Genomic DNA, 17,583 nt, shown 5'->3' with positions numbered 1-17,583 from the left:
TCTGCGGTTCTTGGTGGCACTGCGCTATTTTTTCGCAGCTGCAGCGCGCGAATCGCTCGGCTGCGTCATAAAACCGTAATGTGTTCCGCGCTATAGTTAATGGCCAGTTAAAAATACGGGTAGGGAGAAGAGAATGCGCCGCAGCAGTTTTTGCGCATGGCGTTGGTTTTTGCGTGCCTTGTGGTGGCCATGGCCCTTCGGCCGGCGGCGGCGGCCGATGTTCGGTTGATCGGCTCCGGTGCCAGCTTTCCATTTCCAATTTACTCTGCTTGGTTCAAGCAATTCAGCAAAGAGACCCCTGGGGTAACTGTCGACTATCAGGCTAAAGGCAGTGGCGCCGGTATTCAGGACTTCATCAACAAAACCGTTGATTTCGCCGCCAGCGACGCGGCGATGACCGATGAGGAGATTGCCAAGGTCCCCGGCGGCGCCGTGCTGCTGCCAATGACCGCGGGTGAGATCGTCCTTGCCTACAACATTCCCGGCGTTCCGAGTGGCCTGAAGCTGGCGCGGGATGTCTATCCCGACATCTTCCTCGGCAAGATCACCAACTGGAGCGATCCACGGATCGCGGCGACCAATCCGGGCGTCACACTGCCTAACCTGCCGATCACTGTGGTCCGGCGTTCGGACTCCAGCGGCACCACCTTCGTCTTCACCAAGCACCTCGCGGCGATCAGTCCCGAGTTCAAGGAGAAGGTCGGTAGCGGTACCACCGTGCAGTGGCCGTCGAGCGACAAGTTCGTCGCCGCACCGAAGAATGACGGTGTCACCGCGACAATCAAGCAGACCCCGGGCGCCATTGGTTACATCGAATACGGCTTTGCCAAATTGACCAAGGCGAACGTGGCCGCGCTGCAGAATAGGGCCGGCACCTTCGTCGAGCCGGGCGAAGCCTCGGGCAAGGCCGCACTGGCCAGCGCCAAGTTGGCTTCCGATCTACGCGGCTGGGTCGAAGATCCGGACGGTGCCGAAGCGTATCCCATCGCCAGCTTCACCTGGATGCTGTTTTACAAAGATCAGGATGACGCCAAGGCAGAGGCGCTGCGCAAGCTTGTGGAATACAATTTGACGCAGGGCCAAAAGATCGCCGACAGCATGGGGTATATCCCGCTGCCTGAGGAAGTCGTTGAGAAGGTTCGGGCCGCTTCGGCGCAGATTCAATAACCACCGAAGACGGTCGACCCATGTATAGAAAAGGGGAGATGAGGCAGGAGCGCAATGCCGGACGGGGCGGTGTACGCCGATTCGCCCGATGCGCGGATTGTACCTTGTCCCATCCCCCAACGACTGCTCTTGTGGTGAGACGATAACAAGATGTCCCAGAATCCATTTGCTCAAGCGATCACGTCGGCAGCGATCTCGCGGCCGCCGTCGTCCAACGAATTCCTCGCCGATCGCGGCTTCCGCTCGCTGGCACTCGTCGCGGCCGCGCTGATCATTTTCCTCGTCGCCTACATCCTGTGGGAAATCGGCGGTCAGGCGCTCCCCGCGCTGGGCAAGTACCACGCTGGCTTCTTGGTCGGGACTAACTGGAACGTTCAGACGCAGGACTTCGGCATCCTGCCGGAGATCTGGGGTACCCTTTACAGCTCGTTCTTGGCTCTCCTGCTCGGTGGCTTCTTCGGTGTGACTGTCGCCATTTTCCTGACGCAGGATTTTCTGCCGCCGCGTTTGGCGATGGTTTTTCGCACCATCATCGAGATGCTTGCCGCCATCCCCAGCGTTGTCTTCGGTCTGTGGGGCATCTTCGTCGTTATCCCGGCGATCCGGCCGCTGGCGAACAATTTGCACGACTATCTCGGTTGGATCCCCTTCTTCGGCACCTCGCTGAGCGGCCCGGGTCTGCTGCCGGCGACGCTGGTGCTGGCGATCATGATCCTGCCGACGATTGCCGCCATCTCCCAGGACGCGATGCACTTGGTTCCCTACCGGACCAAGGAGGCCGCCTATGGTTTGGGAGCGACCCGCTGGGAGGCGATCCTCAAGGTCATGGTGCCGACGGCGTCCGGTGGCATCTTTTCGGCGATGGTCCTCGGCTTCGGTCGGGCACTGGGCGAGACGATGGCGCTCGCCATGTTGATCGGCAACTCGAACCAGATCAGCCTGTCGCTGTTCTCTCCCGCCAATACACTCGCATCGCTGCTCGCCTCGCATTTTCCGGAAGCGGGGCAGGTGGAGGTGCAGGCGCTGATGTACGCGGCGCTGGTGCTCCTCGCGATCACCCTCATCGTCAACGTCGTCGGCANNTCGGCATCCTCACTGTGACCCAGCGCAAGTTTGCAGGTAAGTCATGATCGAACGAAATGCCGCGCGACCCGCTGCGGTCGCCATACGGGTTCCCGACCTGCGGCGCTCACTGGCCGAGGCCCGGGCGATCCGCAGCGCCGTGTTGACCGGGGGGCATGGATCGTCGCCCTGATCGCCAGCGTGCCCCTCTTCTCGGTCCTCTACATGCTGATCGTTAAGGGTGGCGCTCGCCTCAGCACCGAACTGTTCACCGAGTTGCCGCCGGCCGGCTTCGAGATGGGCGGCGGCTTCGGCAACGCCATCCTCGGCACGCTGGTGATGGTCGGACTGGCTTCGCTGGTCAGCATTCCGATCGGCATCCTCGCCGCCATCTATCTGGCGGAGCTCAGCCCGATGAGCAAGGTGGCGTCGACTACCCGCTTCCTCGCCAAGGTGCTAACCGGCTTTCCCTCGATCCTGGCCGGTGTGTTCGTCTACGCCGCGGTAGTGCTGGCCATGGGCAGCTATTCGGCAATCGCCGGCGGCATCTCGCTGGCGGTGCTGATGCTGCCGACGGTGATCCTCACCGCCGAGGAGGCGATGAAGATGGTGCCGCGAAAAATGAAGGATGCCGCCCTTGGCATGGGCTGCACCCGCACGCAGATGATTTGGAAAGTGGTGCTGCCGACAGGGCTGCCTGGCATCCTTACCGGCGTGATGCTGGCAGTAGCACGCGTTGCCGGTGAATCGGCGCCACTCCTCTTTACAGCGTTATTCAGCAACTACTGGCTGAATAGTGTGCGTGAGCCAACCGCGTCTTTATCGATCCTGATCTATAACTTTTCCAGCATGCCATTTGAAAACCAGATCGAACTCGCCTGGGCGGCGTCTCTCGTCCTCGTGCTGATCGTTCTTGTTTTCAACATTCTGAGCCGACTGATCGGCCGCCCTAGGACTTAGGGAAAACAACGGGACTTCTCATGATGACCGCCGCCCCAGCACTTTNCCGCCAAGCGTCCCGCCGCGATACCTGCGAAGGAGGACTTGGCTATCCACTGCGTGGTGGAGAAGATCTTTTACGGTAGCTTCCTTGCGGTGCGTGACAGCAACGTACCGATCCAGAAGGGTAAGATCACCGGCTTCATCGGCCCGTCCGGCTGCGGCAAGAGTACGGTGCTACGCAGCCTCAACCGGATGAATGACATGATCAACGGCTTCCGGCTGGAAGGTCAGGTCCATTTCATGGGGCAGGACGTCTACGCGAAGCAGGTCGATCCGGTGATCGTTCGTCGCTTCATCGGCATGGTGTTCCAGCAGCCGAACCCGTTTTCCATGAGCATCTACGACAACGTTGCCTTCGGCCTGCGGCTCAACCGCTACAAGGGCAACCTCGACGAAAAGGTGGAGTATGCGCTCCGCCGGGCAGCGCTGTGGGACGAGGTGAAGGACAAGCTGAAGGCGAGCGGCCTGTCACTTTCCGGCGGTCAGCAGCAGCGGCTGTGCATCGCCCGTGCTGTCGCCACCGAACCGACGGTGCTGCTGATGGACGAGCCGTGCTCGGCTCTTGATCCCATCGCCACTCGGCGCATCGAGGAACTGATGCTAGAGCTCAAGGAGGAATACACGATCGCCATGGTCACCCATAACATGCAGCAGGCGACCCGGGTGGCCGACATCACCGCTTTTTTCGCTGTCGATATCTCTAAGGGCGGCCGCACCGGTTACCTCGTGGAAATGGGTGAAACGAAGCAGATCTTCGAGGCGCCCCAGGAGCAGTTGACGAAAGAATATATTCGCGGCGAGTTCAGCTAAGCCGCAAGGACGAGCAGCGATGAATATCCAGCGAAGGATTGGCGCGGCGTTTGCTGCGTGCGTAATCACCGCCACGTTCGCAGTGTGGCAGGGGAGCGCGACGCCGGCTCAGGCGGCTGAGGAAGCAATCTCGTTATTGGGTGCCGGAGCCACGTTCCCAGCGCCGCTGTACAAGAAGTGGATCGAGGCCTATCAGCAGGCGCATCCAAACGTGGCGATCAACTACGCTGCGGTCGGCAGCGGTGAGGGAATCAGCCGTTTCCTTGGCGGCGCAGTGGATTTCGGTGCCAGCGACATCGGTCTCCGCGACGCCGAGGTGGCGAAGGTGGCAAACGGCGTGGTTATGATCCCGGCTACCTCTGGCATGGTGGTTCTCGCCTACAACATTCCCGGTGTGACCGGCGAGCTACGGCTACCGCGCGACGTCTACGCCGATATCTTCAGCGGCAAGATCAGCCAGTGGAACGACTCCCGCATAGTCGCCGCCAATCCCGCGCTGCAACTGCCGGCGATGAACATCGCACCGGTGGTTCGCCTCGATGCCAGCGGAACCACCTACACGTTCACGCAGAATCTGGAGGCGATCAGCCCAAGCTGGCGAACCTCCGGACTGGGCGTCGGCACCTTGATCGCCTGGCCCAATAAGGCAATGACCGTGCGTGGCAACGAAGGTGTGGCATCACGCATCAAAATCAGCGAGGGTGCGATCGGTTATCTGGAGTATGGCTTCGCCAAGCGGCTCGGGTTGCCGGTGGCGGCGCTACAGAACAAGGCCGGTCAGTACATCAAGCCGACGGAAACGGCTGGGCAACAGGCCCTATCCGAGGCAGCCGCAGAAGGGTCGGGCGAAAGGCGGGTATTCGTCGCCGATCCCACCGGCAGCGATGCCTATCCGATTGTCACGTTCAGTTGGTTGTTGCTCTATCAGCAGTACGCCGATCCACGGCGGAGCAAGGTGCTGAAGGACTTTGTCGGCTGGGGCCTGAGCCAGGGTCAAACCTTCGGCCGCGACCTTGGCTATATTCCTCTTGCACCGGCGGTGGCGGCGCAGGCAGAACAGACGCTGGCGAGTATCCGTTAAGCAGTGAGCGTTTGTTAACGAGGACCCGACGGGCTACTGCGAACACGCACACCCGAGGACGCGACAACTTGGTTGACCTTTGGGCGGCAACGCGTAATTTGGCCGCATACTTCAGAGGTCTGTGGGGGAAGAGGCTGTTGTTGCATGGTGAAGGTCGCCGCCCGGTTGAACCTGAGCAACATTGAAGTGGCGCTGCGCATCGTCCAGAAGCGTTTCGGCGAGATCAACGCCGTGCTCGATTGCCGGCGCGACAGTCTGGACGACGTTGTGATCGAACGGATGCTGAGCGGCTACGCCTACGTTGATCAGGCGCTCGCTGAAGGCATCGATTTTTTCGCCGCCGGTAATACCCGGCACTTCCTGGAACTCAATGCACGTGTCCTTTGCGGCACTGATGCACACGAGCGTTTACTGCACGCCAGCCATCTGCGGGCAACCGAAGACCGCTTCTACGATGACCAACGTGGCGGCATTCGTGACCTCACCGAGTGGTATGCCATGCATCGCGATGAGTCGGTATGGAAGCGGGCGGCCGGGGTCTACGTCCGCGGACTGAGCCGGCCGCAATTGTTCATTGAGGGTAATCATCGCACCGGCGCCCTAATCATGAGCTATCTGCTGGCGCGGGAAGGTCAGCCCCCGTTCGTCCTGACGATCGAAAACGCCCGATCCTTTTTCAATCCATCGACGGTTATTACCCGGACACGCAAGCAGAGTCTGGCCATGCTCTACCAAATGCCGAAAATCAAACGCTCGTTTGCCGAGTTCCTCCGCCGGCAGGCATCGCCGGCTTTTCTGCTGCTATCGCCCCAGCGGGAAACCATTTCCGTATCTGGAGAAGAGAACCGCTCCGGCCTGCATGCGGCAACTGGCCCCGGTCGCAGATAAAACGTCGATCAGGCCGCTGGTCAGGACGGCGGCAGGGGTGGGGGCGTGCAGACAACGAAGGAATCGCGCGCGCGGATGCGATCACACCAGGCTGCGAGCGCCGCATGGTCGCGCAATGCCGCTTCACCCTCGGCGGTGCGGCGGAAGTAAGTCAGCAGCGGTGCGACGAGAATATCGGCGAGGCTGAGATCATCGCCGGCGAGAAACATCCGGCCTTCCATCAGTCGCTCCCACTCGCGAACACAGAGCTTGGCTCGCGGCAGCGCCGCCACCACCGCGTTGTCATCCACCGGCAGGCCGAGGCGAGGTGCTATCCAGCGATTGTACAGAATGTTGCCAATGATCGAAGGCCAGCCATAGGCGTCAAGGATGCCCATCTGCTGATTCATCCGCGCCCGAACCTTCGCTGCGGCAGGCTGTAGCGGTGGTGCGGGAAAGACGTCGTCCAGGTAGCGCAGGATTGCCTGCGTCTCGTAGAGACAGAAGCCGTCGTGCTCGAACGCCGGCACCTTGGCGAAGGGATGACGCGCAAGGTGCGGCGGTTCGCGCTGCATCCCGAAGGGGACCTCGATCAGTTCATACGGCACGCCCTTCTCGGCGAGCGCCATTCTGACGCTCCAGACATAGCTGCTGCGTGCTGGCCCGTAGACGACAATGCCTGACATCCCATGCATCCGCGGCTGGCGTTGCCCCCTTCAGCATTATACATGGGGCGCGACAAGCCCGTCGCGCCCCACTGCTGTTCCGCTGATTGCGCGGCACTGGCAAGCGGTGCGTTTACGCCGGCAGGGTTAGGGATGGCGCCTGGCGGGGTGGCAACAGGCCTGCACTGAAGGGCTTACGACGCTTCGAGCGGGCGCGCTCCCACCACTCTGCCGCTGCTTCGCGGCCGCTCTCCTTCAGCCGCAGCAGGAATGGCCAATCGAGGCTGAGGGCATTCTCATGACTCAGGCCCTCGATCGCCTGCTCGGCGCAGACCACGTGCAGACGCAGTCGCTGCAGCCTGCGTGCGAGTGGCGAACGGCTGAGACCCTCGCTCGCGCTCAGCCGGCGCAGATCGTCCAGCCCTTCGAGCTCCTTCTCGAGCGGGTTGCTGAAGGCGATCTGATTGATGCGGCGCGCAATGTCTGGCGCACGGCGCGGCGGCTCGCTGTCCTGCTTCGGGGTGATCCGGACCAGGAGGATGTCGGCAGCAGCCGACTCGAAGACGAGGGGCCGCAAAGGCGGGTTGGCGCTATAGCCGCCGTCCCAGTAGCGCTTGCCCTCGATCTCCNNCACCGCCGGCTGCAGCAGTGGCAGGCACGCCGAGGCCAGCACCGCGTCGAGGCTGAGTTCGTGTTCGCGAAAGAGTCGCGTGCTGCCATCGTCGACTCGCGTCGCCGCGATCAGCAGTTTGATCGGTGAGGCGCGGCGCAGGCGGGCAAAATCCACCTCCTCGGCAAGGATATCGCGCAGCGGGTTGAGTCTGAGCGGGTTAAACTCGTATGGCGAATAGACACGAATCAACAGGTCGAAGGCGGCCATCGCCATCCCATCCGCCACCTTGTTACTGAATACAGAGAAGGCGGTTGAGCCGCTGGCTCGTCTCCAGAAGCGTTCGAGCTGTTCCCGGGCGCCATCCACGCCGCCGCGGGCGAGTCCATCGGCGAGAACGACGGCGTTGACCGCGCCGGCGCTGGCGCCGCTGACGCAATCGAGCGTGAACGCGTTGCGTTCGAGCAGGTAGTCAAGCACCCCNCAGGTAAAGGCACCAAAGGATCCGCCGCCTTGTAACGCGAGGGAGAGGCGGCGGCGGGACGGCGTCGGCCGCAGCGCCTGGACGAAGGACCGCAGCAGCGACGGCTCCTGCGGCTGTTCTCGTCCGCGCCCGCGTTTGGTTGTTGCATTCAACATGGCAAGACCTTGCGATGGTTCGCCGAACTGAGCTTTCCGTCCGCGCTCGCCCGGAACGACGGTTCGGACGTCGTTCCGGGAGGGGAGGCCTTAGGCTTTCGAGGCGGCTGCGGTCGGTCGGTTGAGGCGAAGCACACGGCGCACTCGTCGCCAGCGTCGCTGCGATCTGTTTCCAGGCACCACCGGCAGCGCGGCACAGGCGCGCCTGTGCCACCAGCTGCTCGATCTGCAGCCGGTCGAGGTCGGGCTTGCTGCCCAGGCCATTGCCGTGCCGCTTGGTCTGCTCGCCGGCGCGTTCGCGGTCTTCCAGGCGGTGCAAGTCCGCCAGTTCCCTGAGAATGCCGTGCAACAAGCCCGCCTGTCGCTGCGGCCAGCGCACCGGCGCAACTGATTCCGCGTTCGCGGCCGTGGTGTCGCGGAGGTTGGGCGTATTCACATCGTCATGCGTGTGAGCCCAGGTGGCCAACGGGGCGAGAATGCGCAGGGCGTTCATCTCGGCGGGCCACCGCCAACGTTCTGTCGTCTGGTAGCGTAACGTCGCTTCGGGAGCGTTTATACGCGTCATGGTCAGTGCTCCTTTGCCAATCGGCAAATGGTGTCTGGCCGTATCCTCCCGCATCCCGTGATCGGCGGCCGCAGCTTTGCGTTGGCGACCGTTGCTTGGCTCATCAAGTAGGGCATCACGAGCAGGCGTCAACGATGAGCGATGTCTTCGATGCTGATCGCGGCATTTCAGTCACAGCTGTCTAACAACATATTGAAATAAAATGATATTCCGAGAAACTGCAAATACCCATGTGCAACAATCAACTATTTTACCCCGCGCTATGCGGGGTCTTCCCGTCCGCGGCTGGGCAGCCGACGACATAAAATTGCGCAGAAAAAATGTCGCAGACGGCTCTTGATGACGTCGGCAACGTGTCTCTGAGCTCCCGCGGCACGCTTTCGGTCAATATGGAACGGCCAGCTTGAGGACCTCATAGGTGCAGACAAAAGAGGCGGCTGCTACCCGATAGGTGTCGCTGGTGTTGGCAGGATCGCGGACCAGGGCATCCCCGGGNTGCGCCAGCATCGTCTCGCCCCAGGGAGCGGTGAAGGTGAAGCTACCGTCTTCCGGCCGAACGATCAGGTACAGCAATTCAACCCCGGCCGGGCGGAAGGGCTGCCAGCCGTCGCCGTCAGCCGGCGCAAGCGGCGGCCCATAGCGTTTGGCGAAGTCGGCGGCCTTGACCAGGAACTGCTCGTTGCCTGTTTCGGGACAGCGATTGCGCACCACCATGTCCCCGGGCGCCGCCGGCTTGCTCTGGGTTTCCACTCCTTCGCCGGCGATCACGGTGACGATGACTTCGCCCGGGATGGCAGGCCTGGCATCCACCGTCTTCGTCTTGCGGGCGACGCCGAGCCGGCCCTCTGCTGCTGCGGCGGTGAATAGCGGTTGGAGATCGATGGTTTTCATGGCGGCGACAACCGGGGCTGACAAGAAGGAGAAGGCGAGCGTCAAGATGGCCGGCGATAATCGTGATCTGATCCAAGGACCCATCCGCACCGCTCCTGGCCGTGCGATCGCAGCATCGCCACACCTCACTCTGCGCATCTGATGCACCACTGCATGGCCCTTTATCATAACAACGATTTTATCGATCCGTTCGTTCAATGCCATCTTGCTGTGCCTAACAACAATTTGTGCGATTGAATCAGTGACGGCGTGCTGCAGATGTCGCGACGGCACAATCAGGACCGGCTGAGAAGGGCGAGAGACGAGCGCTCACCCCTCCGTAAAATCTCTACCGAAGCCGGCGGATACAAGCAGGGCATCCGTCGGATACGAGCCTCACTTATACAGTGACGACGATTTTGCCGATCTGTTCGTTCGATTCCATGTAACGGTGGGCGTCGACAATCTGCTCGAAGGGGAAAGTGCGGGCGATGATCGGCTTCAGCAGGCCGTGGGCAAGGCCCTGCTTGACGAAGTGGACGCCGCGGGCCAGCCGGTCATCATCGAGCGAAATTTCAAACACGGTGTAGCCACGAATGCTCAGGGCGTTAGCCAGTGCCTTGAACAGCGGAAACGGCGTCGCCTTGAGACTGAGGGCGCCGTAAATGAACAGGATACCGCCCGGCGATGTTACTGACGCCAGATTCTCCACATAGGGACCGGCCACCGGATCGAAGACGATCCGCGCCCCGCGGTTGTCGGTGAGGCGTCTGACTTCCTCCACCAGATTCTCTTCCTCGGTGACGATCACCGCCGCAGCACCCAGGTCGAGCAGCGCCTGCTTCTTCTCCTCGGTGCGGGTGGTGGCGATCGGCGTCGCGCCCATCATCCGGGCGATCTGAATCGCCGCGATGCCGACGCTTGACGATGCGGCGGGAATGAGCACGAAATCGTCGGTATCGAGTTCACCGATGTCGATCAGGGCGCCATAGGCGGTCATGTACTGCATCCACAGCGATGCCGCCTCGACCGCCGATAGCTCCGGCGGTGTCTTGACCACGGCGCGGGCTGGCACCACCGCCTCTTCGCCGTAGACGCCGTATGCGGTCATTGAGAAGGCGGGAACGACGGCGACGGCGTCACCCGGCTGCAGGCCCTCGACGCCTTCGCCGAGCGCGTCGATGACGCCTGCCGCCTCGTAGCCGATTCGCGCCGGCAGCACCGGCGGTTCGAGATAATTGCCAGCGCGGAACATTGCTTCGGCGCGGTTCAGCCCGAGAGCGGCGACGCGAATGCGCACCTCGTCCGGGCCTGGCTGCCGTGAGGGTAGGTCTTCGATTTGCAGCACCTCCGGCCCGCCGGTCTGGTGAAAACGCACGATCCGCGGCATTCGCGATCTCCCTTGATTGTGTTGCCGTTGCCCTCGGCCGTTTCAATATAGGGGTGCTGCGTCGCTGCTGCGCGGCACGTTCTCGCCAAGCGCCATGGGTTGGAGTAAGCAGGCGCCATGTCGCTCCTCCGCTCCATTGCCACCATCGGCGGCCTGACCGCCGTCAGCCGGGTCTTCGGTTTCATCCGCGATACACTGATGGCGGCGTTCCTCGGCGCTGGGCCGATGGCAGACGCGTTCTTCGTTGCGTTACGCTTCCCGAACCTGTTCCGTTCGCTGTTCGCCGAAGGGGCGTTTTCCGCTGCCTTCGTGCCGATCTTTGTCGGCTTGCTGCACGACGAGGGACGCGAGCAGGCGGTCGCCTTCGCCGAGGATGCGCTGGCGGTGTTGACGACGGCGCTGCTCGTCTTTGTTCTCGCCATGGAAGTGGCGATGCCGCTCGCCATGCTGGCGCTCGCTCCCGGTTTCGTCGGCACGCCTACGTTCGATATGGCGGTCGAATTCTCCCGCCTCACCTTCCCCTATCTGCTGTTTATCTCACTGACGGCGCTGCAGGGCGGCATTCTGAATGCGCTTGGCCGTTTTGCTGCCGCGGCGGCAACCCCAATCCTTCTCAACCTGTCCATCATCACTGCCCTGCTCGGTACCGGCCCATGGATGCCCACCATCGGCCACGCCCTCGCCTGGGGTGTCGTCGCCGCCGGCATCCTGCAGTTTCTCTGGCTGCTCGGTAGCTGCCGGCGCGCGGGCGTCTCGCTCAGGATGCCACGGCCTCGGCTGACGCCGAAGGTACGCGAACTGATGCGCCGGGCGTTGCCGGTGGCGCTTGGCGCCGGCGTCTACCAGATCAACATCATGGCTGGCACCGTGCTGGCTTCGTTTCTGCCTGCCGGCTCCGTCTCTTACCTGTTCTATGCCGATCGGCTGAACCAATTGCCCTACGGCATCATCGGTGTCGCCGTCTCCACCGCGCTGTTGCCGTTGCTGGCCCGCCAAGTGAGGGCAGGCGACGAGACGGCAGCCATGTATAGCCAGAACCGGGCGCTCGAGTTCGCCTTGTTCCTGATGCTGCCGTCGGCGGCGGCGCTGATGGCGCTGGCAGAGCCGGTGATTGCGGTGCTGTTCCAGCGTGGCGCCTTCGGCAGCAACGACGTGCGGCAGACTGCGGCGGCGCTGATCGCCTACGCCGCCGGGATGCCGGCCTTCATGCTGATCAAGGCGCTGACGCCCAACTTCTTCGCCCGCGGTGATACGAAGACGCCGGTGAAGATCGGCGTCGTCTCCGCTGTCTTCAACATCGCCGCTGCCGGCGCCATGATGCTGCCGTTCCTGCACGTGGGGATCGCCGCTGCCGCCTCCCTTGCCGCTTGGCTGAACGCCGCCCTGCTTGCCGTCGTGCTGCGGCGCCAGGGACGGCTCGTCGTCGATGTCCGGCTCAAGCGTCGCCTGCCACGCACCGCGCTGGCGACGGCGGTGATGGTCGCCGCTGTCATCGGCCTGGATTACGCCCTCGGCAACTGGCTGGCGGCGCCGCTGATGCTGCGGGTGACGGCGCTGGCGGCGATCATCATCGCCGGGCTGATCGCCTTCGCTGTGGCGGCGCAGCTTTTCGGCGCTGCTTCGCTTGCCGACATGAAGACGCTCGTCAGGCGTAAGCAGGCGACTTGACCCAGAGCCATCCTCTGGCCATAACCGGCCGTCCTATCGATTAGAGCCCATGAACCGCATCTTTTCCGGCATCCAGCCCACCGGCCACCTGCACCTCGGCAATTACCTCGGCGCCATCCGCAATTGGGTGAAGCTGCAGGAGGAGTTCGAGTGCCTGTTCTGTGTGGTCGACATGCATGCGATCACCGTCTGGCAGGAGCCGGCGGAACTCGTCACCAACACACGCCGGATTGCGGCGGCGATGATAGCCGCCGGCATCGATCCCGAGCGCAATGTGGTCTTCCATCAAAGCGGCGTGCCCGGGCACGCGCAACTCGCCTGGATCTTCAACTGCGTCGCCCGTCTCGGCTGGCTCAACCGAATGACCCAGTTCAAGGAGAAGGCGGGCAAGAACCGGGAGAATGCCTCGGTCGGTCTCTATGCCTATCCGAACCTGATGGCGGCGGACATTCTGCTCTACAAGGCGACGCACGTCCCCGTGGGCGAAGACCAGAAGCAGCACCTGGAGCTAGCGCGCGATATCGCCCAGAAGTTCAACAACGACTACGGCGTCCACTGCTTTCCCATCGTCGAGCCGCTGATTTTCGGGCCGGCGACCCGGGTAATGTCGCTGCGCGACGGCAAGGCGAAGATGAGTAAGTCCGACCCGTCGGACTATTCGCGGATCAATCTGACCGATGACGCCGAAGCGATCCGCCTGAAGATCCGCAAGGCGCGCACCGACCCCGAGCCGTTGCCGGAAGCGCCGGACGGGTTGGAGGCGCGGCCGGAAGCCGCCAATCTGATCGGCATCTATGCCGCGCTGGCTGATATTACGGTGGAAGACGTATGCGCGCGCTTCGCCGGCCAGCCATTCTCCCGCTTCAAGGACGAACTCGCCCAAGTGGCGGTGGCGACGCTGGCGCCGATGACGGCCGAGATGCGTCGCCTGGAAGCCGATCCCGCGCACATCGACGCCATTCTCAACCGCGGTGCCGAGCGGGCGGCGACACTGGCGGAACCGGTGCTGCGCGAAGTGCATCAGATCGTCGGCTTTTTGCCGCCGCAGCCGACCTCGGCTTGATAAGCGTCATGGCGGGAACCACGTTTCCTGCAGCAGGCGGCTCTACGCGTTCACGGCAACAGGCGTCGGTGCAGGTCAAAAAGGTGTAAGGATGTTTATCCAGACTGAGGGAACGCCAAACCCGGCGACGCTGATGTTCTTTCCCGGACGCGATGTGCTGGTCAGCGGCACCGCCAACTTCATCGCTGCCGAAGACGCCACTGGATCGCCCCTGGCGCGGCGACTGTTCGAGATCGACGGTGTCGAAGGCGTGTTTCTCGGCAATGAATTCATCACCGTCACCAAGTCGTCCGACCAAAGTTGGGATGCGCTGAAGGCGCTCGTTCTCGCCGCGATCATGGATCACTTCATATCGGGCGATCCGGTTATCGAACACACTAACGAGGCGGAAGCCGGCGTCGACGGCGAAGAGGGCGATCAAATCGTCCAGCAGATCAAGGAACTGATCGAAACGCGCGTCCGCCCGGCGGTGGCTCAGGACGGCGGCGACATTCTCTTCCATGGCTTCGAAAACGGGATCGTCTACTTGCACATGCAGGGCTCGTGCTCCGGCTGTCCCAGTTCAACCGCCACTTTGAAGCATGGGATTGAAAACATGCTTCGCTATTACATTCCCGAGGTGCTCGAAGTCCGCCCGGTTTAGCGAGGCGCCGTTGGTTTGTCCGCGACGGTGTTGCCGTGGGCGACGCGTCGCCGCCGAAACCCTCTCGCCTAGTGCGCCGGCCTGTTACGACGCGGGCGGCACCCAATGTTCATAGGGCATCACGCCCGGTGGGCAACCGCCCGCGCGTCATCAGTCCCCCCTTGGTCCGAATACTGGAGTGAAGGCCGATGCTCGACAACGGAGCCCTCGACAGGCTGTTCCGCAACGCGCGAACGCATAACAAGTGGCTCGACAAGCCGGTCAGCGAAGCAACCCTGCGGGCGGCCTGGGACTTGGCGAAGATGGGGCCCACCAGTGCCAATTCCAGCCCGGCGCGGATCGTCTTCGTTGTCAGCGCGGCGGCAAAGGAGAAGCTGAAGCCGGCACTGGCGGAAGGCAACGTGGCAAAGACGATGGCCGCGCCGGTCACGGCGATCATCGCTTGCGATATGGCATTTTACGAACGCTTGCCGGAGCTCTTTCCGCACACCGATGCGCGCTCCTGGTTTGTCGGTAACGAGGCGCTGATCGGGTCGACCGCCTTTCGCAATGGCAGCCTGCAGGGTGCCTACTTCATTCTGGCGGCGCGTGCGGTCGGCCTCGACTGCGGGCCGATGTCGGGCTTCGACAGTGCAAAGGTGGACGAGGCCTTCTTCGCCGGCACGACGCTCAAGTCCAACTTTCTCTGCAATCTCGGCTATGGTGATCCGGCGAAGCTCCATCCGCGCGACAAGAGGCTGTCCTTCGACGAAGCCTGCCGTATCGCCTGAGCTACATCATACCTTCAGCGAGGACACTGTCGGTCAGCACCGGATAGCGGCCGCGCGGGCTGAACAGCTGGTAGTGCCACCACTCGTTGCGGTAGAAATCGAAGCCGGCATTGGTCATCAACCCCAGCAGCAGAGCGCGGTTACGCTCCACCGCGGCACTCAGTCCGGCGGCGCCATGCCAGGAGAGGCAGCGCATGTCGTCGAAGCCGGTGCCGAAGTCCATCTCCTCGCCGGACGTTGTATCGATCAGTGTGAGATCAACCGCAGCGCCCATGCTGTGCGGCGAGCCCCGGCGGGGATCGGCGATGTAGGTGGGGTCGGGGAGATGGTTCCACAGCATCCATTGTGCTTCGGCGGGACGGAAGGCGTCGAGCAGGCGCAAGCGAAAGCCGAGGCGGGCAGCGAAGTCCACCGCCCGCAGCAGGCAGGCTTCGGTGTCCCGGTGCAGATAGCAACGGGGATGACGATAGATGGTGCGGCCGGTGAAATTGCGGTCACTGGCGTACACCAGATCGATGTCAACGCCGTGCGTGGCTTCGGTGATCGGAACAAGCGGCATGGGCAGGAGAGTTCTTCGAGCGATGCTGATACGAGATGGCAAAGGGTAGCATGAAACGCCTGGCGCCAGGGGTTGGCGCGAAGGGCGCAGGGTGATGCGGATCCTCGGCATCGATACTGCTGCCGGTGCTTGCTCGGTCGCGCTCTGGTCCGATGGCGCAATCCTCGATCGTAGCGAGGAATTCGAGCGCGGGCATGCCGAGCGGCTGCTGCCGATGGTGCAAGAGCTGATGGCGGCGGCCGGGGCCGGCTTGCCTGCACTCGACGCCGTGGCGGTCACCGTGGGGCCGGGCGCCTTCACCGGCCTGCGAATCGGTCTCGCCGCCGCGCGCGGGATCGCGCTTGCGGTCGGCGTGCCGTGCTTCGGTGTAACGACGCTGGAAGCCATCGCCGAGGCGGCCGGCCACTGGCGCCGGGAGCAGGCGATACCGGCGACGCTACCACTGCTCGTCGCCCTCGACAGCAAGCGGCGCGATTACTACGGGCAGGTGTTCGCCGCCGATGCGTCGCCGCTGACGCCGCCGCAGGTCGCCGATGCCCGGCGACTGGCGGCGGCGGTGCTTGGCGATACTGTCCTGGTGGCAGGCGATGGTAACGCGGCGATCGCTGCCGCCATTGCCGCTGAGGGCCGCCAAGCGATCGAGGTGGCCGGCTCTCGCACGCCGCAGGCGGCCGCGGTGGTCCGCCTTGCCGCCGCTCGCTGGATCGGTGGCGAACGGCCGTCGGCGGCGCCGGCGCCACTCTACCTGCGCGCTGCCGATACCGGCCCTTCAACCTTCGTGCCTGCAGGCGGCGCCGCGGCCGAGGCGCTGGAAACCGGCTCCGGGCCTGGCACCGCGATAACGGGGCCAGGACAATGACGCCCGCGGCGGCGACGGTGCGCTGGCTCAGCGCTACTGACGCAGATGTGATGGCGCAAATCCATGCGCAAAGCTTCGATGAGCCGTGGAGCCCCGAGGCCTGTGGGACGCTGCTGGCGATGCCGGGGGCGTTCGGCGTTGTCGCCGACGCATCTGCGGGCAATGGCGAGGGGGGCTCGGGTTCATCCTCTGCCGCGTCGCTGCGGACGAGGCAGAAGTACTGACGCTTGCGGTCCGCCCGCGACGCCGCAGGTGCGGCATCGGCCGGTTACTGCTGGAGGAAGCGATGGATGTCGCCCGCAGCATGGGCGCGCGACAATTGTTTCTGGAAGTCGGCGAGAACAACACCGCGGCGGGCAATTTATATTTAAGTATGGGATTGCAGACAAATGGCCGCCGACGCGGCTATTACCGACTGAAGGCTGGAGGGGGGCGACGCCTTGACCATGGTATGCAGTCTCTGAGCCGGCCGTTGCGAATCACTCTGTGCGCTTGCGAATTCGCAGCCTGTGCGTGCCTGCTCTGTCGGTAGTGCTCGGTTCGGCAGAAAGGGACAAGACCGTGTGTCCGAGGCCACTTACGGCGCGCGGAACATTGCGTAATGGCTCGCTGCCGCGGAGCCGGATTTCCGCTGTCTGGCCCGGCTTCATGCTTTCAATCAACAGCTTGGTGCGAACAAAGGTCAGCGGACAGACCTCCGCGGAGATATCAAGGAATAGCTCCGGATCAGTTTCGATGCCTTGTTCGAGTCTATTGACCATCGCTCAGTCTTGCACCTGTAATTAGGCTTATATATATACCGATTTAGTTCTTTCGAAAACCGGAGCAAGATACGTATGAGTGAAAAGTCGAGCTTGAACGAGATGCTTGAATTGACAACGGAGATAGTCGCGGCGCACGTTGGCAACAACCCAGTGCCAGCGTCTGAGCTTCCGACACTTATCCAGGATGTCTACAAGACGCTCGTTTCAGTCGGGACCACGCCGATGACCGCCGAAAAGCTCAAGCCGGTGGTTCCGGTAAAGAAGTCGGTGTTCCCCGATTACATCATTTGCCTGGAAGATGGCAAGAAGCTGAAGATGCTGAAACGGCACCTCAAGACCGCCTACGACATGACTCCCGAAGAGTATCGCGACCGCTGGGGTCTGGCGCCGGACTATCCTATGGTTGCGCCGAATTATGCGAAGCATCGCAGTGCGTTAGCCAAAGAAATCGGTCTTGGAACTACGCGTCGCGGTGACGCACGGAAGCAGGCATAATAGGATTTGGAGGCATAAAAACAGGCTAGCGTAC

General features: G+C 62.8%; 20 protein-coding genes. 15 read left to right on the top strand and 5 right to left on the bottom strand.

Annotated elements, in window-relative coordinates; translation table 11 throughout:
* Positions 1 to 156: 156 nt before the first annotated feature.
* The 6 genes from pstS (HQ394_RS05510) to HQ394_RS05485 all read left to right on the top strand — a co-directional run bounded on the left by pstS (HQ394_RS05510) (position 157) and on the right by HQ394_RS05485 (position 6,010).
* Positions 157 to 1,167, top strand: coding sequence for a phosphate ABC transporter substrate-binding protein PstS (gene pstS / locus HQ394_RS05510; RefSeq protein WP_190262431.1), 1,011 nt, complete (start codon positions 157 to 159; stop codon positions 1,165 to 1,167).
* Between the two features lie 150 nt (positions 1,168 to 1,317).
* Positions 1,318 to 2,268 (top strand): phosphate ABC transporter permease subunit PstC, encoded by a 951-nt coding sequence (gene pstC, locus HQ394_RS05505; protein WP_190262430.1) that lies wholly within the window; start codon positions 1,318 to 1,320, stop codon positions 2,266 to 2,268.
* A 12-nt stretch (positions 2,269 to 2,280) separates the two neighbouring features.
* A complete protein-coding gene (pstA, locus tag HQ394_RS05500) occupies positions 2,281 to 3,189 on the top strand; it encodes a phosphate ABC transporter permease PstA (RefSeq protein WP_223291872.1) in 909 nt (302 codons plus the stop codon).
* A gap of 84 nt (positions 3,190 to 3,273) precedes the next feature.
* Positions 3,274 to 4,041 carry a phosphate ABC transporter ATP-binding protein PstB gene (pstB, locus tag HQ394_RS05495; protein WP_223291871.1) on the top strand — a complete coding sequence of 256 codons (768 nt, stop codon included), beginning with the start codon at positions 3,274 to 3,276 and terminating at the stop codon, positions 4,039 to 4,041.
* 19 nt (positions 4,042 to 4,060) lie between these two features.
* Entirely contained in the window at positions 4,061 to 5,122 is a 1,062-nt protein-coding gene (pstS, locus tag HQ394_RS05490; protein WP_190262429.1) for a phosphate ABC transporter substrate-binding protein PstS, read from the top strand.
* A gap of 144 nt (positions 5,123 to 5,266) precedes the next feature.
* Positions 5,267 to 6,010, top strand: a complete 744-nt coding sequence (locus tag HQ394_RS05485) for a hypothetical protein (protein WP_190262428.1) — start codon at positions 5,267 to 5,269, stop codon at positions 6,008 to 6,010.
* A 20-nt stretch (positions 6,011 to 6,030) separates the two neighbouring features.
* Here the strand turns inward: HQ394_RS05485 and HQ394_RS05480 are convergent, their stop codons facing one another.
* Entirely contained in the window at positions 6,031 to 6,675 is a 645-nt protein-coding gene (locus HQ394_RS05480; protein WP_190262427.1) for a glutathione S-transferase family protein, read from the bottom strand.
* Between the two features lie 112 nt (positions 6,676 to 6,787).
* Positions 6,788 to 7,903 (bottom strand): patatin-like phospholipase family protein, encoded by a 1,116-nt coding sequence (locus HQ394_RS05475; RefSeq protein ID WP_190262426.1) that lies wholly within the window; start codon positions 7,901 to 7,903, stop codon positions 6,788 to 6,790.
* A gap of 121 nt (positions 7,904 to 8,024) precedes the next feature.
* Between HQ394_RS05475 and HQ394_RS05470 the strand changes: the two genes are divergently transcribed.
* The gene (locus tag HQ394_RS05470) at positions 8,025 to 8,294 is read left to right on the top strand and encodes a hypothetical protein (protein ID WP_190262425.1); all 270 of its coding nucleotides are present in this window, start codon (positions 8,025 to 8,027) and stop codon (positions 8,292 to 8,294) included.
* A 1,444-nt stretch (positions 8,295 to 9,738) separates the two neighbouring features.
* Here HQ394_RS05470 and HQ394_RS05455 read toward each other — a convergent pair.
* Positions 9,739 to 10,728 (bottom strand): zinc-dependent alcohol dehydrogenase family protein, encoded by a 990-nt coding sequence (locus HQ394_RS05455; RefSeq protein ID WP_190262422.1) that lies wholly within the window; start codon positions 10,726 to 10,728, stop codon positions 9,739 to 9,741.
* 117 nt (positions 10,729 to 10,845) lie between these two features.
* Between HQ394_RS05455 and murJ the strand changes: the two genes are divergently transcribed.
* From murJ to HQ394_RS05435, 4 genes are all read left to right on the top strand, one after another.
* The gene (gene murJ / locus HQ394_RS05450; protein WP_190262421.1) at positions 10,846 to 12,396 is read left to right on the top strand and encodes a murein biosynthesis integral membrane protein MurJ; all 1,551 of its coding nucleotides are present in this window, start codon (positions 10,846 to 10,848) and stop codon (positions 12,394 to 12,396) included.
* Positions 12,397 to 12,445: 49 nt separating this feature from the next.
* A complete protein-coding gene (trpS, locus tag HQ394_RS05445; RefSeq protein WP_190262420.1) occupies positions 12,446 to 13,459 on the top strand; it encodes a tryptophan--tRNA ligase in 1,014 nt (337 codons plus the stop codon).
* 91 nt (positions 13,460 to 13,550) lie between these two features.
* Positions 13,551 to 14,102 (top strand): NifU family protein, encoded by a 552-nt coding sequence (locus HQ394_RS05440; RefSeq protein WP_190262419.1) that lies wholly within the window; start codon positions 13,551 to 13,553, stop codon positions 14,100 to 14,102.
* 188 nt (positions 14,103 to 14,290) lie between these two features.
* Positions 14,291 to 14,872: a malonic semialdehyde reductase gene (locus HQ394_RS05435; RefSeq protein ID WP_190262418.1), complete on the top strand. Its 582-nt coding sequence runs from the start codon at positions 14,291 to 14,293 to the stop codon at positions 14,870 to 14,872.
* 1 nt (position 14,873) lies between these two features.
* Here HQ394_RS05435 and ddpX read toward each other — a convergent pair whose 3' ends face one another.
* Complete coding sequence (gene ddpX, locus HQ394_RS05430; RefSeq protein ID WP_190262417.1) at positions 14,874 to 15,431, bottom strand: D-alanyl-D-alanine dipeptidase; 558 nt, start codon at positions 15,429 to 15,431, stop codon at positions 14,874 to 14,876.
* A gap of 94 nt (positions 15,432 to 15,525) precedes the next feature.
* Here ddpX and tsaB point away from each other — a divergent pair, with 94 nt between their 5' ends.
* Genes tsaB through HQ394_RS05420 form a run of 3 tightly spaced genes read left to right on the top strand, consistent with a single transcriptional unit; the run spans position 15,526 to position 16,822 of the window.
* Positions 15,526 to 16,290 (top strand): tRNA (adenosine(37)-N6)-threonylcarbamoyltransferase complex dimerization subunit type 1 TsaB, encoded by a 765-nt coding sequence (gene tsaB, locus HQ394_RS05425; RefSeq protein ID WP_223291870.1) that lies wholly within the window; start codon positions 15,526 to 15,528, stop codon positions 16,288 to 16,290.
* A complete protein-coding gene (locus HQ394_RS19590; protein WP_223292152.1) occupies positions 16,287 to 16,514 on the top strand; it encodes a hypothetical protein in 228 nt (75 codons plus the stop codon). Before tsaB ends, HQ394_RS19590 begins: the two co-directional genes overlap by 4 nt.
* The gene (locus HQ394_RS05420) at positions 16,442 to 16,822 is read left to right on the top strand and encodes a GNAT family N-acetyltransferase (RefSeq protein WP_223292037.1); all 381 of its coding nucleotides are present in this window, start codon (positions 16,442 to 16,444) and stop codon (positions 16,820 to 16,822) included. The genes HQ394_RS19590 and HQ394_RS05420 overlap by 73 nt, the downstream gene beginning before the upstream one ends.
* Here HQ394_RS05420 and HQ394_RS05415 read toward each other — a convergent pair.
* Positions 16,770 to 17,051: a sulfurtransferase TusA family protein gene (locus HQ394_RS05415; protein WP_190262414.1), complete on the bottom strand. Its 282-nt coding sequence runs from the start codon at positions 17,049 to 17,051 to the stop codon at positions 16,770 to 16,772. The genes HQ394_RS05420 and HQ394_RS05415 overlap by 53 nt on opposite strands.
* Positions 17,052 to 17,126: 75 nt before the next feature.
* Here HQ394_RS05415 and HQ394_RS05410 point away from each other — a divergent pair, with 75 nt between their 5' ends.
* Positions 17,127 to 17,549 carry a MucR family transcriptional regulator gene (locus HQ394_RS05410; protein WP_190262413.1) on the top strand — a complete coding sequence of 141 codons (423 nt, stop codon included), beginning with the start codon at positions 17,127 to 17,129 and terminating at the stop codon, positions 17,547 to 17,549.
* Positions 17,550 to 17,583: the final 34 nt, after the last annotated feature.

Origin of the sequence: Defluviicoccus vanus (assembly GCF_014672695.1) — a bacterium.
GTDB classification, from domain to species: Bacteria; Pseudomonadota; Alphaproteobacteria; order Rhodospirillales; family Defluviicoccaceae; genus Defluviicoccus; species Defluviicoccus vanus.
The sequence above is the reverse complement of the archived record's forward strand: the minus strand, read 5'-3'. Positions and strand labels throughout refer to the sequence as shown.

What these genes read in the sequence shown, in the direction of transcription:
- HQ394_RS05485 (WP_190262428.1), top strand. Translation starts at nt 5,267, where the DNA reads ATGGTGAAGGTCGCCGCCCGGTTGAACCTGAGCAACATTGAAGTGGCG.
- pstS (WP_190262431.1), top strand. Translation starts at nt 157, where the DNA reads ATGGCGTTGGTTTTTGCGTGCCTTGTGGTGGCCATGGCCCTTCGGCCG.
- pstS (WP_190262429.1), top strand. Translation starts at nt 4,061, where the DNA reads ATGAATATCCAGCGAAGGATTGGCGCGGCGTTTGCTGCGTGCGTAATC.
- HQ394_RS05455 (WP_190262422.1), bottom strand. Translation starts at nt 10,728, where the DNA reads ATGCCGCGGATCGTGCGTTTTCACCAGACCGGCGGGCCGGAGGTGCTG.
- HQ394_RS05410 (WP_190262413.1), top strand. Translation starts at nt 17,127, where the DNA reads ATGAGTGAAAAGTCGAGCTTGAACGAGATGCTTGAATTGACAACGGAG.
- murJ (WP_190262421.1), top strand. Translation starts at nt 10,846, where the DNA reads ATGTCGCTCCTCCGCTCCATTGCCACCATCGGCGGCCTGACCGCCGTC.
- HQ394_RS05480 (WP_190262427.1), bottom strand. Translation starts at nt 6,675, where the DNA reads ATGTCAGGCATTGTCGTCTACGGGCCAGCACGCAGCAGCTATGTCTGG.
- HQ394_RS05415 (WP_190262414.1), bottom strand. Translation starts at nt 17,051, where the DNA reads ATGGTCAATAGACTCGAACAAGGCATCGAAACTGATCCGGAGCTATTC.
- HQ394_RS05440 (WP_190262419.1), top strand. Translation starts at nt 13,551, where the DNA reads ATGTTTATCCAGACTGAGGGAACGCCAAACCCGGCGACGCTGATGTTC.
- HQ394_RS19590 (WP_223292152.1), top strand. Translation starts at nt 16,287, where the DNA reads ATGACGCCCGCGGCGGCGACGGTGCGCTGGCTCAGCGCTACTGACGCA.
- HQ394_RS05435 (WP_190262418.1), top strand. Translation starts at nt 14,291, where the DNA reads ATGCTCGACAACGGAGCCCTCGACAGGCTGTTCCGCAACGCGCGAACG.
- trpS (WP_190262420.1), top strand. Translation starts at nt 12,446, where the DNA reads ATGAACCGCATCTTTTCCGGCATCCAGCCCACCGGCCACCTGCACCTC.
- ddpX (WP_190262417.1), bottom strand. Translation starts at nt 15,431, where the DNA reads ATGCCGCTTGTTCCGATCACCGAAGCCACGCACGGCGTTGACATCGAT.
- tsaB (WP_223291870.1), top strand. Translation starts at nt 15,526, where the DNA reads ATGCGGATCCTCGGCATCGATACTGCTGCCGGTGCTTGCTCGGTCGCG.